This is a genomic window from Arthrobacter sp. D1-17 (assembly GCF_054130535.1).
Genome location: NZ_CP096382.1, coordinates 3,618,505 through 3,633,666, shown reverse-complemented (window position 1 = coordinate 3,633,666; position 15,162 = coordinate 3,618,505). Strand labels below are relative to the sequence as shown.

At 65.0% G+C, this 15,162-nt stretch carries 11 protein-coding genes; 4 read left to right on the top strand and 7 right to left on the bottom strand.

The window, feature by feature from the left end:
- The first annotated feature begins 71 nt into the window (after nt 1–71).
- Nucleotides 72–3,299 (top strand): S8 family serine peptidase, encoded by a 3,228-nt coding sequence (locus tag M1E01_RS16715; protein ID WP_457972643.1) that lies wholly within the window; start codon nt 72–74, stop codon nt 3,297–3,299.
- A gap of 156 nt (nt 3,300–3,455) precedes the next feature.
- Here M1E01_RS16715 and M1E01_RS16710 read toward each other — a convergent pair whose 3' ends face one another.
- From M1E01_RS16710 to M1E01_RS16700, 3 genes are read right to left on the bottom strand one after another with little or no spacing between them, the layout of a single operon-like run.
- Complete coding sequence (locus M1E01_RS16710; RefSeq protein WP_457972642.1) at nt 3,456–3,833, bottom strand: serine protease inhibitor; 378 nt, start codon at nt 3,831–3,833, stop codon at nt 3,456–3,458.
- On the bottom strand, nt 3,830–4,783 hold the full coding sequence (locus M1E01_RS16705; RefSeq protein WP_457972641.1) for a 3-methyladenine DNA glycosylase: 954 nt from the start codon (nt 4,781–4,783) through the stop codon (nt 3,830–3,832). Before M1E01_RS16705 ends, M1E01_RS16710 begins: the two co-directional genes overlap by 4 nt.
- A 22-nt stretch (nt 4,784–4,805) precedes the next feature.
- Complete coding sequence (locus M1E01_RS16700) at nt 4,806–5,435, bottom strand: SSI family serine proteinase inhibitor (RefSeq protein ID WP_457972640.1); 630 nt, start codon at nt 5,433–5,435, stop codon at nt 4,806–4,808.
- Between the two features lie 244 nt (nt 5,436–5,679).
- On the opposite strand from M1E01_RS16700, the gene M1E01_RS16695 reads away from it, so the two are divergent.
- A complete protein-coding gene (locus M1E01_RS16695) occupies nt 5,680–8,091 on the top strand; it encodes a S8 family peptidase (protein ID WP_457972639.1) in 2,412 nt (803 codons plus the stop codon).
- A 204-nt stretch (nt 8,092–8,295) separates the two neighbouring features.
- Here M1E01_RS16695 and M1E01_RS16690 read toward each other — a convergent pair whose 3' ends face one another.
- Nucleotides 8,296–8,880, bottom strand: a complete 585-nt coding sequence (locus M1E01_RS16690; RefSeq protein WP_457972638.1) for a MarR family winged helix-turn-helix transcriptional regulator — start codon at nt 8,878–8,880, stop codon at nt 8,296–8,298.
- Between the two features lie 137 nt (nt 8,881–9,017).
- Here M1E01_RS16690 and M1E01_RS16685 point away from each other — a divergent pair, with 137 nt between their 5' ends.
- Both M1E01_RS16685 and M1E01_RS16680 read left to right on the top strand, forming a co-directional pair.
- Complete coding sequence (locus tag M1E01_RS16685; protein ID WP_457975007.1) at nt 9,018–9,212, top strand: hypothetical protein; 195 nt, start codon at nt 9,018–9,020, stop codon at nt 9,210–9,212.
- A 99-nt stretch (nt 9,213–9,311) separates the two neighbouring features.
- Nucleotides 9,312–9,527 carry a hypothetical protein gene (locus M1E01_RS16680; RefSeq protein ID WP_457972637.1) on the top strand — a complete coding sequence of 72 codons (216 nt, stop codon included), beginning with the start codon at nt 9,312–9,314 and terminating at the stop codon, nt 9,525–9,527.
- A 102-nt stretch (nt 9,528–9,629) separates the two neighbouring features.
- Here M1E01_RS16680 and M1E01_RS16675 read toward each other — a convergent pair whose 3' ends face one another.
- The 3 genes from M1E01_RS16675 to M1E01_RS16665 all read right to left on the bottom strand — a co-directional run bounded on the left by M1E01_RS16675 (nt 9,630) and on the right by M1E01_RS16665 (nt 15,142).
- Complete coding sequence (locus M1E01_RS16675) at nt 9,630–10,988, bottom strand: aspartate kinase (RefSeq protein ID WP_457972636.1); 1,359 nt, start codon at nt 10,986–10,988, stop codon at nt 9,630–9,632.
- Nucleotides 10,989–11,113: 125 nt separating this feature from the next.
- Nucleotides 11,114–11,713 (bottom strand): recombination mediator RecR, encoded by a 600-nt coding sequence (gene recR, locus M1E01_RS16670; RefSeq protein ID WP_457972635.1) that lies wholly within the window; start codon nt 11,711–11,713, stop codon nt 11,114–11,116.
- A 63-nt stretch (nt 11,714–11,776) separates the two neighbouring features.
- Nucleotides 11,777–15,142: a DNA polymerase III subunit gamma and tau gene (locus M1E01_RS16665; protein WP_457972634.1), complete on the bottom strand. Its 3,366-nt coding sequence runs from the start codon at nt 15,140–15,142 to the stop codon at nt 11,777–11,779.
- Nucleotides 15,143–15,162 lie beyond the last annotated feature (20 nt).

Below are 15,162 nucleotides of genomic sequence, written 5' to 3'. Positions count from 1 at the left end.
CGGTAGGTACTCTTGGGATCGGCTGAGCTCGTGCGGATCGACGCTACCTGTCAATCGCTTCGACAAGCCGCATGAGCCCCGGCCATCAGCCGGGACCGGATCCTTATGAAAGGTTCAGATCACTCGTGAAATCAGCAGGAAAGAGCTTCTTCCGAAGCCGGGGGGCCCGGAAAGCAGCCGCACTTTGTGTTGGTTTGCCTTTGCTCCTTTCATCCGGCGCCGCGTCGCCGGCCGCTGCCACCCAGGGCATGGCTCCGGACAGTGCGTTTGGCATCGCTCAAGCCGCCCGGCAAAAAACCGTTGATCCAAAGGAATTCCCGGCGGGGCGCTACATCATTGTCCTGGCCGACCAGCCCGCAGCCACCTACGAGGGCGGTAAGCCGGGCTTTGCAGCCACCAAACCGGAGTTGGGCCGGAAGCTGGACGCGACCCGGAGCGACGTGCAGAAATACCAGGCGCACCTCGAAGCCAAACAGACAGCGCTGGCCGAGAGGGAGAACGTACAGATCCGCACGAGGTACACCGCGGCGCTGAACGGATTCAGTGCCGCACTGACGCCGGACCAGGCCGCCAACCTCGCGAAGGATCCGGGCGTACTGACGGTGGCGCCGGACACGCAGCGGGCACCGGACTACTCCACCACCGATTTCCTCAAGCTCAGCGGTCCCGGCGGCACCTGGAACACGCAGTTCGGCGGGCAGGAAGGTGCCGGCAGGGGCGTCGTGGTCGGAGTCATTGATTCGGGGTACACACCCTCAAGCGCCTTCTTCGCGGGACAGGAGGTGCAGCCACTCAAGGGGGAACCGCAGGTCGGCGTTCCCTACCGCAGCGGAAAAAGTATTGCCATGCTGAAGTCCGACGGCAGCACCTTCGAGGGTGAGTGCCAAAAAGGCGAGGGGTTCGACGGCAAGGCCTGCAATTCGAAGGTCCTGAGCGCCCGCTACTTCTCCGATGCCTTTGAAGACACTGTTGACAAGGCAGACCGGGCGCCGGAAGAGCTGATTTCCCCGGTGGACGTGGGCAGCCACGGAACCCACACCGCCAGCACCGCTGCCGGTAACCCCAGTGTGGAGACCTTCGTCGATGGCCGGAACTTCGGCCTCACCAGCGGCATCGCGCCTGCCGCCAAGCTCTCCATTTACAAGATCTGCTGGGAGGACAACGATCCGGCCACCGGGGGCTGCTACACCTCCGCGGCAATCGATGCGATCAACCAGGCCGTGCTCGACGGCGTCGACGTCCTGAACTACTCCATCTCGGGAACCACATCGACCACGACGGATCCGGTATCCCTGGCGTTCCTTTCCGCAGCCTCGGCAGGGATCTTTGTTGCGGCTTCCGCAGGCAACTCCGGCCCCGCCGCCAGCACCGTGAACCACGGAGAACCCTGGGTCACCACCGTTGCCGCCAGCACCTTCTCCCAAGAGCTGCAGGGCACCGCCGAATTCTCCGACGGGAGCAAGTTCCGCGGCGCCAGTATCATGAACCGCGAAGTCACCGGCGCCGGTGCGGTCCTGGCCGGGGATGCAGGCTCCGGGCAGGACCCGGCACCGCGGCTGTGCGGCCCCGGCTCGCTGGACCCGGCAAAAATCTCCGGCAAGGTTGTGGTTTGTGACCGCGGCACATACGACCGTGTGGCTAAAAGTGCGGAAGTGGCACGTGGTGGCGGTGCCGGAATGATTCTGGTCAATGTGACCAGTTCGTCCCTCGACGCCGACAAGCACTCCGTCCCCACCGTGCATGTCAATCCGCCCGCGACGGAGCAGATCAAGGCCAAGGTGGCAGCGAATCCCGCCATCACAGTTTCTCTCGTCGCCAAGGACACCACCGGACTGCCGGTTGAAGCGCAGCCCCAGATCGCCGGCTTCTCTTCCCGGGGGCCGCTGATCGCCACCGACTCAGACCTCCTCAAGCCCGACCTTGCAGCTCCTGGCGTGGCAGTCCTGGCCGGCGTTTCGCCGATCGGTGCCGGCGGTGACACCTTCGGGTTCATGTCCGGAACATCCATGGCGGCCCCCCACGTTGCCGGCTTCGGCGCGCTGATTCTGGGCAAGAACCCGGTTTGGTCCCCGGCTGCCGTGAAGTCGGCCATGATGACCACTGCTGGTGCTGTAAAGCTTGCTGACGGCACGAAGAACACGGATGTCCACGCCACCGGCGCAGGGCAGGCTGATCCCGCCCGGATCCTGAATCCGGGCCTTGTCTATGATGCCGACGGCGACGACTACCTCCGGTTTATCCAGGGAACCGGGGTTGACCTGGGTATTCCGGGCCTTGGCAGCACCAGGCCGCGGGACATGAACGCTCCTTCGTTCTCCCTCGGAAACCTTGCAGGCAGGATCGAGGTGACACGCACAGTGACAGCACTGAACCCGGGCGTGTACCGGGCCACTGCCAAAGTACCCGGCGTGAAGGTTACCGTGACTCCGTCCATCCTGTCCTTCAATGCGGCCGGAGAAAAGCGCACGTTCAAGGTCTCCTTCGAGAACCAAAGCGCAACCTTAGGACAGTTCGCCATGGGATCGTTGACCTGGCAGGGGGCGAACAAGACCGTTGCCTCCCCGATTGCGGTGCGGCCGCAATCAGTTGTGGCACCCAAGAACGTCACGTTCACGTCTGAAGGAGGCAACGGGTCCGGAAACGTCAGCATCGTTTCCGGCTCAGGCTCACCGACCGACGTGACACTCGACGGGCTGTCCAAGGCGGATTCCTCTTCCATTGAACTGGTTCCGGGGCCGTTCCGGTATGAGCCCGACGCCTCCAACTTCGTCAAGACGGTGCAGGTGCCGGCAGGGTCCCCGCTGGCAAAACTTTCCGTGTTTTCCGCAGACGAAAGCGCTGACTTCGACATGGTGGTCATCACCCCGAGCGGACAGGGAATAGTCGCGGCAACGGCCGCGGCCAGCGAATCGGTCTCCATCCCGAACCCGGCCCCGGGAACGTACCGGATGTTCGTGAATCTGTACGACAGCCCCAACGGCCAAGCCACCGGCGCGTCAGTTGACGCCGCTGTCCTTGGCGCAAACGTAGGCAACGCCACGGTCAGTCCGGACCCCGTCCGCCTGGCCAACGGCGCTGCCGGCGCGCTTACCTTGACATGGAGCAACCTCGCCCCGGGTTCCTACATCGGCAGGATCACGTTCGCCGGTGCCAGCGCGCCTACGTTCGTGAATGTGGTGGTGGCCCCCGCCGGCACGCCTGGAGTTCCGCCGGCTTCTTCGGCGGATCCGAAGAATCAGGAGAACCAGGGGAAGGTCCAGAATGAGGACCTGAAAAGGTCTCCGGATAACTCCATTTAGGAAGGTCGAGATTTAGGAAGGTCGCGGAACCGGGTTCACGCGGAACCCCTGCTGCAGTGGCCGGCGGTGCATCACCGGCGGCCACTGCCGTCTTACTGTCGTTTAACGCCGCGTGTAGAATAACGTGTTTCCGGAACCGCTGCGTGCGTCATCTCCTCAGATGGCGCCGGTTGATCCGGAAATGCCACCGAGCAGCGGAGAAAGGGCGTGCCACCGGGCTATTTCGCAGCCGTCCGTCAGCGAGAACCGGCAATGTACCTGCCTGGCGCCGAACGTTCCGGTCACCACGGCAACCTGCGGGCCGCCATATTGCTGGGTGCAGAGCATAGGAGGTCCCGGTGCGGGAAAGAAGATCCCCTCCCCGAAGCGCTCGACGGCGGCAACGGCACCCGCGGGATCCGGCAGGTCTGATTCAACCGGCCCGCCGGCATGACGCGTCAGCCGGAAGACACGCTCGGGTGCGCCCGGCGCCTCCGTCAGGGAGACCGTCAGATCGAGTTCACGGTCAGGGGCGGCGTGCTCGGCAGGTGTCATGGGGGCTCCGTTATGGCTCCGTCAGCACCCGACGACTCAAAGAGCGGAGCGAGCGCCGCCAGCAGCCTGCCGCGCAGTACCTGGGCTTCAGCGGAGAAGGCCCGCTGTTGCTCAACATAGGCGGCCTTGCCCTCGGCGGTCTCGATCCTGAGTGGCGGGTACCCCCAGTCCTCAAGGTCATAGGGAGAGGCCTGCATGTCCATGGCCCGGACACGCCACGAAAGTTCAAAGCAGTCCATGACCAATTCACTCGGCAGGGCCGGGGAAAGCTTATAGGCCCACTTGTACAGGTCCATGTTCGCATGCAGGCAGCCCGGCTGCTCAAGGCTGCGCTGGTTCTCCCGGCTGGGGGAGAGCTCATTGAGTGGAACCGCATCCGGGGTGTAGAAGCGGAAGGCGTCAAAGTGCGAGCAGCGGATCCGGTTATCCTCGACAACCTTGTCCGTGCCGGCTCCACCCAGCCGCAGCTTCAGGTATTCATGCCGGAGCTCAAACTTGTCCTGGCGGTACACCATCGCCCACTCGTGCAGGCCGAAGCAGCCGAACTGCGCCGGACGTGCGGCAGTACCCGCCAGGATGACCTGGGCAAAAACGAGTGCCGCACGGCGTGCGTCAAGAAAAGCCTCCCGGTCGAGGGTCACGGCGGTGCCGCCGTGCGGAACCTCGCATGAGGCGAGTTCGTCGCCGTCGAGCATGCGGTAGTACTTCCAGCCACTGCGCTGTCCCGCCTCCGCTCCGGTGAGCACAACGCCGTCGCCCGGATGCCAACGCAACAGCTGGCCGGGCTTCTGGGTGTAGTAAGTGAAGAGGAAGTCCTCCACCGGATGCTTCCGGCCCGCGGACCGGCGCGCCAGGTAGGGATCGCTGTAGCGCCGTACGCGGTCCGCATGCGCGCGTTCCCGCTCCTGCCAGGCGGCGGCGGGCAGCACCAGGGGCCGGGTGTGCATCATGGGCCTTTCAACGGGCACGGGCTTAGACGGCCCCACTGGCAGAGCCAAGGACATCCTTCGCCGCATTCCAGGCGCCGATTTCGCAGCCGTTGCGCAACATGAAGGTTGTCTCGACAGGAATGCCGTCGACCAGGCCGGTGACTGTGGCAACCTGGGGTCCGCCGTACTGCTGGGTGCACGAGACGTCCTTGCGGGGTCCGGGTACGTTGAGGATCGCGGCGTTCTCCTTCAGTGCAGCGCATGCGGCGGCGGCACCGGGGTGCTGGCTTTCTGCAGCCGGGGCACCGTCCTTGCAGACGAGTGTGTAATTGACAGCGGTACCGTCCTGGGTGGGTTTGACGGTGATGGCGAGCTCGGCATCACCCTTCCCTGGCCCGGATGGCAGCGGTGCCGGCGCCGGCGGTGCCGGGGCGGGATCAGTTGTCTCCGCGTCCGGGGGCGTGGTGCCAGATGTTGTGGTGGCCGGGGCCGCAGTGCCGGGCTGCGTGTTCTCCGGTTCTGCCGGGGTGGTGGCTGAACCCGGGGATGCGGGGGATTCACTGGCGGTTCCGGTCGTGGCGGTGGGCTCACCGGTCCCGGTGCCGGGCGTGCACGCGGCCAGTCCGCCCATCGCTCCGAGGGCGAGCAGCACAGAAAGGAATTGCTTACGCATGCCGGGTCTCCTCAATTTTTTCCCATTCTATCGTCGGCCCCTCCTGCGGTCCGGAACGGCCGGGTAACGGTATCCGGCAATAGCTAACGGAAGGGTATCGATTCTTGGCGGCGTCCGCGGTATCTTTCTGACATTGACGGGTGCGCGGTTACAACCTAAGAGTGATGACGCCCATGGGGGGCAGAGCGTCCAGTTCGTGGGACCGAAGGTCTGCAGGTCCAAGAACCAAGGAAGGCATCTCCCCATGACCACCCAGCAAACATCCTCCCGCCCGAAAACCCGCCGCCGGCTGCCCGCCGTCCTCGCTGTCGGCCTTGCCTTGGTTATTGGTCAGGGGCTGGCTGCTCCGGCGCCAGCAGCACCTGGACCATCCGCCGGCCAAACCGCCTTCGACGACGGCCGGTACATCGTGATGCTCAAGGATAAGCCGCTGGCCACCTACTCAGGAGGTGTTCCCGGCATTCCCGGCACCGCCGCTCCGAAGGGAAAGAAGCTGGACCCGTCCGGGCCCAACTCCCGCAAATACGACGCGCACCTTAAAACGAAGCAGCGGCAGGCGGCAACCGCAAAGGGCGTGAAGATCGACCGGAGCTTCACACTGGCTCTCAACGGGTTCAGCGCCGCCCTCTCGGGCGAACAGGCGAAGCAACTCGCCGGGGACCGGGGAGTGCTCGCCGTGGTTCCGGACAGGCTGCTCAAGCCGGACTACTCCAGTACCGATTTTCTTGGGCTCCCAGGGCGGCAAGGGGTCTGGAGGGATCAGTTCGACGGCAAGGAGGGCGCCGGCAGGGGCGTTGTTGTCGGTGTCCTGGATACCGGGTATTCCCCGAACAATCCGTTCTTCACCGGCGATACCGTTCCGCCGCTCTCGGGCACCCCAAAGATCGGCAGGCCGTACCACCTGCAGGGCAACGTCATCGCCATGCGCAAGGCCGACGGCGGGACGTTCGTTGGGGACTGCGTCAAGGGTGAAGGGTTCGAGGGGACTGAGTGCAACAGCAAGGTGATCGGTGCCCGTTATTACGGTGAGGGCTACAAGGCCATCGTCCCGCCGGACCAGAGGTCACCGCTCGAGCTGTTCTCGCCGGTGGACATTCACGGGCACGGTTCCCACACGGCCAGCACCGCAGCCGGAAACAGCGACATAGCCCAGACGGCGGGCGGACGCGACTTTGGCATCAGTTCCGGCGTAGCGCCGGCAGCCAAGATCGCCGTGTACAAGGTTTGCTGGGAGGGCGCCACCCCGGCGACCACCGGGTGCCTGGAATCGGACATCATGCAGGCGATTCAGGATGCCGTCCTGGACGGGGTGGACGTGATCAATTTCTCCATCTCAGGGAACACCAAGACCACCGTCGATCCGGTCTCCCTCGCCTTCCTCAATGCAGCAGCGGCAGGCGTTTTCGTTTCAGCGTCCGCCGGCAATGAAGGCCCCGGCGCCAGCACCGTGAACCACGCCGGCCCCTGGGTCACCAGCGTCGCAGCTTCGACGTTCGACAGTACGCTCCGTGGCACAGTTGAGCTGTCCGACGGCAAGAAGTTCGCCGGAGCGAGCGTGATGAGCCAAGAGGTGACCGCGAAGCCGATCGTTCTGGCGCTGGCCGTCAAGGCGGCGGCAGCCGCTGATGCGGACGCTGCCCTCTGTGTCCCGAACTCGCTTGATCCGGCCAAGGCTGCAGGCAAGATCGTCGTGTGTGATCGCGGCATAATTCCCCGGGTCGACAAGAGCGCCGAGGTGCAGCGCGCCGGTGGCGTGGGCATGGTGCTCGTCAACGTGGTGCCAGGCTCGCTTGATACCGACATGCACAGCGTCCCCACTGTCCATGTAGGGGATCCCAGCGTCAAGGAAGCTGTGGCAGCCACCCCCGGGCTGACAGCGAACCTGAGAATGAAGGACACCACCGGCGCCGCGCTTCCCCCGGTGCCGCAGATCGCTGCATTCTCATCCCGGGGCCCGACTCTGGCGGCCGGCGGCGACCTGCTGAAGCCCGATGTTACGGCACCGGGCGTCGCTGTCCTTGCTGCTGTTTCGCCGATCGGCTTCAAGGGCGAGAAGTTTGGCTTCATGTCCGGAACCTCCATGGCCGCGCCGCATGTGGCAGGATCCGGAGCCCTGCTGCTGGGCAAGTTCCCGCAGTGGTCTCCGGCTGCGGTTAAGTCGGCGATCATGACCACCGCGTACGACCTCGTGAATGCGGATGGAGCGAAGGTTCACGACGTCTTTGCCCAAGGCGCAGGCCATGTGAATCCCACCAGGTTCGCGACACCAGGCCTGGTGTACGATGCCGGCCCCGGCGACTGGCTCGCCTTCCTTCAGGGCCAGGGGGTTGACCTGGGAATCGAGCCGCTGGCTGCCAAGGACGTCAACGTGCCGTCGATCGCCCTGGGCTCCCTGGTCCGCAGCCAGGTGGTTACCCGGGCCGTCACGGCGGTGGAGGCCGGGACCTACCGGGCCACCGTTGACGTTCCCGGTGTCCAGACCACCGTCAGCCCGGCCGAGCTGACCCTGAAGGCGGGGGAGAGCGCCGTCTTCACCGTCACCTTCACAACCGCGGGAGCTCCACTAAACACCTACGCAACGGGCTCGCTGACGTGGACTTCATCCGAAAACAGCGTGCGCTCGCCGGTTGCGGTGCGGCCTGTGGCCGCCCCGTAGTCCGGAACATCTGAACGTCACCGCTTGAGGCAGCAGAACGAAATAACGCACGACGCCGGTACTCACCAGATCTGGTGAGTACCGGCGTCGTGCGCTTCCCGGACTGCACCGCTTTCTGCAGTATGGCTTGCTGCAGTACGGCGGAACTGTGCAGTGCGACGGAAGTGTGCAATGCGACGGAAGTGTGCAGTCGGCGTTGCGGGTTCAGTTGGGGCGGTCGGTCGTGGCGGCGATGAGGTCCATCATTGTGCGGTGCAGGTCCTCCACCTGTTTCCGGGTCAGGCCGAGCCTGGCCATCATCGTGCCCGGCACCGATGTCGCCTGCTGACGGAGTGATGCTCCAGCAGGGGTGAGGGCTACAGCCAGGGCTCGTTCGTTCCCTTCCACGCGGCGCCGCGTGATGAGTCCGGCACTTTCCAGCCTTCGAAGCAGCGGGGAGATGGTGGCGGGCTCCTGGGCGAGCGCTTCGCTGATCTCCCGCACGGTGCGGGGGCTGTTTTCCCACAGGCACAGCATGACCAGGTACTGCGGATGTGTGAGGCCCATCCGTTCCAGCACAGGCTTGTAGGCACCCACGACGCTGCGCGAAGCCACGGTCAGTGCAAAACAAAGCTGCCGCTCCAGCAGGAGGTCGCTGTCGGCCGCAGAAGCGTCGGCGTTGCCGCTGGCAGCCGATGCGCCGGGTTCAGTTGCGTCAGGTTCCCTTGCACCAGGTTCACTTGTGGCGTGGGCCGTCACTGCTTGGACAGTCACTGCCTGCTTCGTTGCCTGGTCTGTGGGGGCATTCATGATGTTCCTTCGATCGTTAGGGTACTAACAATTAGTGTATCGTTGATCATGGCCGCGGGCTTCATGGCAGTTGGCTTCAGCAGAGTTCATACGGAGAAGTGGACACCTTGGCAAAAGAGAATGCAGCACAGCGCTTCATGCGCACTACGGGCAAGCTGAGGGCGATTTTCGGCCCGGCAAACCGGAGCGCACTGGGACACGACATGACCGAAGAAAACCGCCGGCTGCTCGCCCAGCGCCAGGCGGAAACCCGCCAGTGGGAAACGGTCCAGCGCCCGGACGGCAGCACCTACGTAGTGCCCCGTGACCCGGACGATAAATCCCTTCGCTAGCCGAACCGCCCGCGCCTTTTTCGCCCCGCGGGCGTAAAATGAGGGCACCGGAAGTCGGAGCATTTCCTCTACCTTCGTTCAGGGAAGGAGGTGGGACTTGTGGCACATGTAGTTTCTGGCTTCATGAACCTGACCGACAGGCTGCGGTTCATCTTCGGCCCGGCCGCGGTGGGTGACTCTTCTACGCCTGTGGTTCACTTGCACGATGACTTCGAGCATGCCTCGGAGGAAGAGCTGGCGCAGTTCGAAGTCGAGACTGACTCCGAAGGCCACCACTACGCAATACGCAAGAGCGACCTGAAGTATCTCGAGTAGGAAAACTTAGCGTTTAGACTAAAAGCGGCCGCCAGCCTGGATTCCCAGGCTGGCGGCCGCTTTCCTTGCTGCTTTGATCTGCTGTGGTTTGGCCGACGTGGGTTAGCGGCCCGTGCCGCCGTAAACGGTGGCCTCTGCTTCGCTGTCCAGGTCAAACGCTTTGTGGATGACGCGCACCGCCTCGTCCAGCAGGTCCGCGTGGGTGACGACAGAGATGCGGATCTCCGAGGTGGAAATCATGTTGATGTTAATGCCGGCGTCGGAAAGCGCCTTGAAGAACGTTGCCGATACACCGGGGTGTGACCTCATTCCGGCGCCGATCAGGGACAGCTTGCCGATCTGCTCGTTGTATTCGATGCTTTCGAAGCCGATCTCGGCCTCAGCGGCACGGAGGGCAGCGAGTGCGTCGGCGCCTTCGACGATGGGCAGGGTGAAGGAGATGTCCGTACGGCCGGTCCCGTGCGTCGAGACGTTCTGCACGATCATGTCGATGTTCGAGTGCGCATCGGCGATGACCTGGAAGATGGCGGCAGCCTTACCGGGGATGTCGGGAACGCCGACAACGGTCACCTTCGCTTCGGAACGGTCGTGTGCAACGCCGGAGATGATTGGCTGCTCCAAGGCAACTCCCTCTTGAGTCTTGATCTTGTCGTCGGCGCCGGGGATGACCCAGGTGCCTTCGTGCTGGCTGAATGAAGAACGGACGTGCAGCGGCACACCAAACCGGCGGGCGTACTCGACGCAGCGCAGGTGAAGGATCTTGGCGCCGGACGCAGCAAGTTCCAGCATTTCCTCGCTGGAGATACGGTCGATTTTCTGCGCCGAGGGAACCACACGCGGATCGGCGGTGAAGATGCCGTCCACGTCTGTGTAGATCTCGCACACATCGGCGTCCAGCGCTGCGGCCAAGGCCACTGCCGTGGTGTCAGAACCGCCGCGGCCCAGGGTGGTGATCTCGTTGGTGGTGCGGCTCATGCCCTGGAAGCCGGCGACGATGGCGATGTGGCCCTTGTCCAGAGCCGTCCGGATCCGGTGCGGGTCCACGTCGATGATGCGGGCCTTGCCGTGGATGCCGTCAGTGATCATGCCGGCCTGGGAACCGGTGAAGGACTGGGCGGAGGCGCCGAACTTGTTGATCGCCATGGCCAGCAGGGCCATGGAAATGCGTTCGCCGGCGGACAGAAGCATGTCCATCTCGCGTGCCGGGGCGGAATTGGTGACCTGCGCGGCGAGGTCCAGCAGTTCGTCGGTGGTGTCACCCATCGCCGAGACCACAACAACAACCTCGTTGCCGGCTTTCTGGGCGTCCACAACACGTCTGGCAACACGCCTGATACCTTCAGCATCGGCTACCGAGGAACCACCAAACTTCTGCACAATGAGCTGGGCGGTGGAGGCCGGGTTAACGGCAAGCTCCTGCGGCTGCTGTTCAGTCTTCACATCGGTACTGGGCATACTCATGCGTGCACCCTCACTGGATCAATCGGAGTTCTGGAGGCCTGGCGGCCTTGCGGCACGACGGCGTAGCTGATGGGGACAGTTTATCGCCGCCCCGGCCAGGGCGTGGAATTGTGACCCTGAACGGCTCAGCCCAAGGCGTTGCGCCGGCCCTCGAAAGCACGGCCGAGCGTGACTTCGTCGGCGTACTCGAGGTCTCCGCCGACCGGGAGTCCGGACGCCAGCCGCGTCACGGTAATGCCGATGGACTTCAGCATCCGGGCCAGGTATGTGGCCGTCGCCTCACCCTCCAGGTTCGGGTCCGTGGCGATGATGATTTCCTGGATGGCGCCGTCGTTGAGCCTTGTCAGCAGCTCGCGGATCCGCAGCTGCTCAGGGCCTATGCCCGCAATGGGGTTTATGGCGCCGCCAAGCACGTGGTATCGGCCGCGGAACGAACGGGTACGCTCCACCGCAAGAACGTCCTTCGACTCCTCCACCACGCAGATGACGGAAGGGTCCCGGCGGGCATCCCGGCAAATGTTGCAGAGTTCCTGCTCCGTAACGTTGCCGCATACAGTACAGAACTTCACGCGGTCCTTGACGGTGGTGATGGCGTCAACAAGCCGCCTCATATCCTGCGGGTCGGCCTCCAGGATGTGGAAGGCCAGCCTCTGGGCTGACTTCGGCCCGACACCCGGCAGGCGTCCGAGCTCGTCGATCAGCTCTTGAACTGCACCCTCGTACACAATGTCCTCGTTTTAATAGTTTGGGCTTCGCGGTGCGGCTTAACAGTTCGAGCTTCGCGATGCCTAGTAGCGGGGCACAAGCGGGCTTCCGTCCAGCGACCGCTCGTCGATCAGCTTTCCGCCCAGAATACGCTCAACAGCAGCCCTCCCAAACACGCCCGATTCCTCGATGGTCTCGTCATCGGCGCTGGGAATGTCCTGGGGATGCGGGACGGCAGACTCCGCTTGACGGCTGGGCGCTTTGGCCCGCCCTGCTTCAGCCTCGGCGCTGTTGGACAGCCGCTGGTAAAGGCTCAGTTTTTCCTTGCCTGCGGCCGGCGCCGCGAGGGCCGCAGTACCCGTGCCTGGAGCGGTCCTGGTGGCCGCGGCAGTGTCCGTGGCGGCTGTCGGGGCCCCCGCCGGTGCAGCTCCAACAGCCGTCACCTTGGTGGGTGCAAGGTGCGGGCGGCCGGACGGCGCTGCACTGGGTACGAGCGCCGCTTCACCCGGCCCAGGGGCAGGTGCGGATGCCATTGCATAGGCGGGCGCGAACTCCCGGGTTTCCCATGCCGGCTCCACAGGCTGGACGGGCTCCCCAGGCTGGACGGGCTCCCCAGGCTGGACTGGCTCCCCAAGCTGGACTGGCTCCCCAAGCTGGACTGGGGCCGGCATGTGCTGAGTGCCCGTGGCCGGGGCGGCAGCAGGACGCCCCAGGGCCGGCGACCCAGTACCCGCCGGTCCGGTCTCAGGCGGAAGCTGGGCCGTTGCGGGTTCATATCTCGGAGCGGCCGGGGTTTGCGGCTCTAGTTCAGGGTGGCCCCCGTACTTGCCCACGTTGCTTTCGGAACCCAGGAGCCACACGCCCGGAGCCTGCTCCACAGCCCGCGACCAGGGGTCAGCGGAGGCATCCGTTGCCGGCCTGGCTAATCCGCTATCCCGGGCGGAGGCAGGGACGGGGCGGGATGCATCAGCGGGCTGGGAGACAGTGCGGGCTTCCTGACGGGGGCGCGGTTCCCAGTCCATAGGCGGTTCTTCATCCAGCGGGGGTGCGTCCTCGTCGAGGGGCGGGCCCCAATCGTCGTCAGGGTAGGAGTAGGAACCGCCATGGCTAATATGGGCCGGTTCACCTGCATACGCGGGAGGTTCACCTGCAAGTGCACGACGCGGCTCAGCCGCCGCCACCGAAGCAGACGCGGGGCGGGAAGCAGCCACAGCAGAGGAACCTGCTCTGTGTTCCCGTGCTGTCGCGGGCTCTCGGGCAGGGCGGGGTCCTGGGGGAGGAGGTACGTCGTCCCTTTGGGGCCCGGAAGCACTTCCCCCTGTGGAGCCAGTGACGGCCGGGGCCAGTCCCCAGTCCGCGTCCGTGGTGGGCGCGGGAATGTCCCGGCTAGTAGGGCCTTTTGGGTTTGGGTCAGAGCTCGCGGGGGTGTTGGAAGCGCTTGCCTTCGCAGTGATCTGGCAATCGATGCCGATGGTCTTGTGGATCGCCTGGCGCAGGTTCTCGGAGTGATCAGCCCGGCCGAAGGCACCGGCCAGCCCCGAGGTGGTGAAGACCAGTGTCAGCACCTGGCCGTCGAACTGGCCAACCTGGGCGTTCGGTTCCACGAGAGCCCACGTGCTGCGCTTGATCTTCGCCAGGGTCTGCAGGATCTCCGGCCATGCACGGCGCATCACCTCCACGTCGCCTCCTCCAGCATGCGCGGGAGGGGCGGCGGGGACAGGGGCAGGTGCGCCGGTGGAAGCGGAGCGGCCTTCCGGCTGTGCAGAAGCAGGCTGATCAGGCTGGGCCTGGCGGGGTGCCGATTCCGCGGCTGGCCGCTGCGTCGCTTCAGCCGGCCGCTCCGACTGTCCTTGCGTGCCGGCGTGGAGGGGCGGTGTGGACTCCCGGCCGCTGCCGACGACGGGCTCGGGCGCAGGCCTGCCTGCGCCCGGCTGCCGTTCGTCCACAGGCCAGTCACTGGTGCTGATCCGCGGCGCTGCCATGGCTGGCCGCTGCATCGGAACGCCCGCCGGAACGGCAGCTGGGGGTCCGGCAACCGGTGCGCTGACAGCTGGAGCTGGACCTGAAGCATCTGGCATCGAGGTGTCCGGCACGGAGCTGGGCTGCCCGGAGTTAACAGGCGCCGGGGCAACAGGTGCCGGGATAACGGGTGCTGGGGCGGCAGGTGCAGCAGTGGCGGGCGGGGCAACAGCCGCCGCAGCATCAGACGGTGCAACTGCGGCGGGGCGGGCAGCGACGGGTGCGGCAGCAGCGGCCGCCGGAGCGCCGACGTCGTTCCCTGCGTAATTCAGTCTCCGCTCCACGCGGTCGATGCGTGCGGCAATGCCCCGCTCGGTCTGTTCAGCGCTGGGCAGCAGGATGCGGGCACAGAGCAGCTCAAGGTGCAGCCGGGGAGAGGTTGCGCCTGTCATCTCCGTGAGCGCGGTGTTGGTGACGTCAGCAGCGCGGGACAGCTCGGCGGCACCCAGATTGTGCGCCTGGTTCTGCATCCGCGCGATTTGGTCGGCCGGCATGCCCCGAAGGATCGATTGGGCACTCTCGGGCATGGCCTGAACGATGATGAGGTCCCGGAACCGTTCGAGGAGGTCCTCCACGAAACGGCGGGGATCATGTCCAGTCTGGATGACCCTGTCCACTGCCCGGAAGACGGTGGCGGAGTCGGATGCGGCGATCGCTTCAACAACATCATCCAGCAGTGAAGCGTGGGTGTAGCCAAGCAGCGCAACGGCCAGTTCGTAGTCCAGGCCGTTCGGCCCGGCGCCCGCCATGAGCTGATCGAGCACCGACAGCGAATCACGAACGGAACCTGCACCGGCGCGGATGACGAGCGACAGCACGCCCGGGGCAACGGGGACATTCTCCTGCTGGCACAGAAGCTGAAGGTAGGCCATGAGCGGCTCGGGCGGCACCAGCCGGAATGGGTAGTGATGCGTGCGGGACCGGATCGTCCCGATGACCTTGTCTGGCTCCGTGGTGGCAAAGATGAACTTGATGTGTTCCGGCGGTTCTTCGACGATCTTCAGAAGGGCGTTGAAGCCTGCCGAGGTGACCATATGGGCCTCGTCAATAATGAAGATCTTGTAGCGGTCCCGGACCGGGGCGTAAGTGGCGCGTTCGCGGAGGTCACGGGCATCGTCCACGCCGCCGTGGCTGGCGGCGTCAATCTCGATGACATCGAGGGAACCGGCGCCGCCGCGGGCGAGCTCAATGCAGCTCAGGCACACACCGCAGGGGGTGTCCGTGGGGCCTTTTGCGCAGTTGAGGCAGCGCGCAAGGATGCGGGCAGAGGTGGTCTTGCCACAGCCGCGGGGGCCGGAAAACAAGTACGCGTGGTTCACGCGATTCTTGCGCAGGGCGGTCATCAGCGGCTCGGTGACATGTTCCTGCCCGATAACGTCCGCGAACGAATCGGGGCGGTATCTGCGGTACAGGGCGGTAGTAACAGTCACAGGAAAACCCTACCAATCGG

Bases quoted from the DNA above. Each gene is read 5' to 3' on its own strand.
- M1E01_RS16710 (WP_457972642.1), bottom strand. From the start codon at position 3,833: ATGACACCTGCCGAGCACGCCGCCCCTGACCGTGAACTCGATCTGACG.
- M1E01_RS16675 (WP_457972636.1), bottom strand. From the start codon at position 10,988: ATGAGTATGCCCAGTACCGATGTGAAGACTGAACAGCAGCCGCAGGAG.
- M1E01_RS16690 (WP_457972638.1), bottom strand. From the start codon at position 8,880: ATGAATGCCCCCACAGACCAGGCAACGAAGCAGGCAGTGACTGTCCAA.
- M1E01_RS16700 (WP_457972640.1), bottom strand. From the start codon at position 5,435: ATGCGTAAGCAATTCCTTTCTGTGCTGCTCGCCCTCGGAGCGATGGGC.
- M1E01_RS16695 (WP_457972639.1), top strand. From the start codon at position 5,680: ATGACCACCCAGCAAACATCCTCCCGCCCGAAAACCCGCCGCCGGCTG.
- M1E01_RS16685 (WP_457975007.1), top strand. From the start codon at position 9,018: ATGCGCACTACGGGCAAGCTGAGGGCGATTTTCGGCCCGGCAAACCGG.
- M1E01_RS16715 (WP_457972643.1), top strand. From the start codon at position 72: ATGAGCCCCGGCCATCAGCCGGGACCGGATCCTTATGAAAGGTTCAGA.
- M1E01_RS16705 (WP_457972641.1), bottom strand. From the start codon at position 4,783: ATGATGCACACCCGGCCCCTGGTGCTGCCCGCCGCCGCCTGGCAGGAG.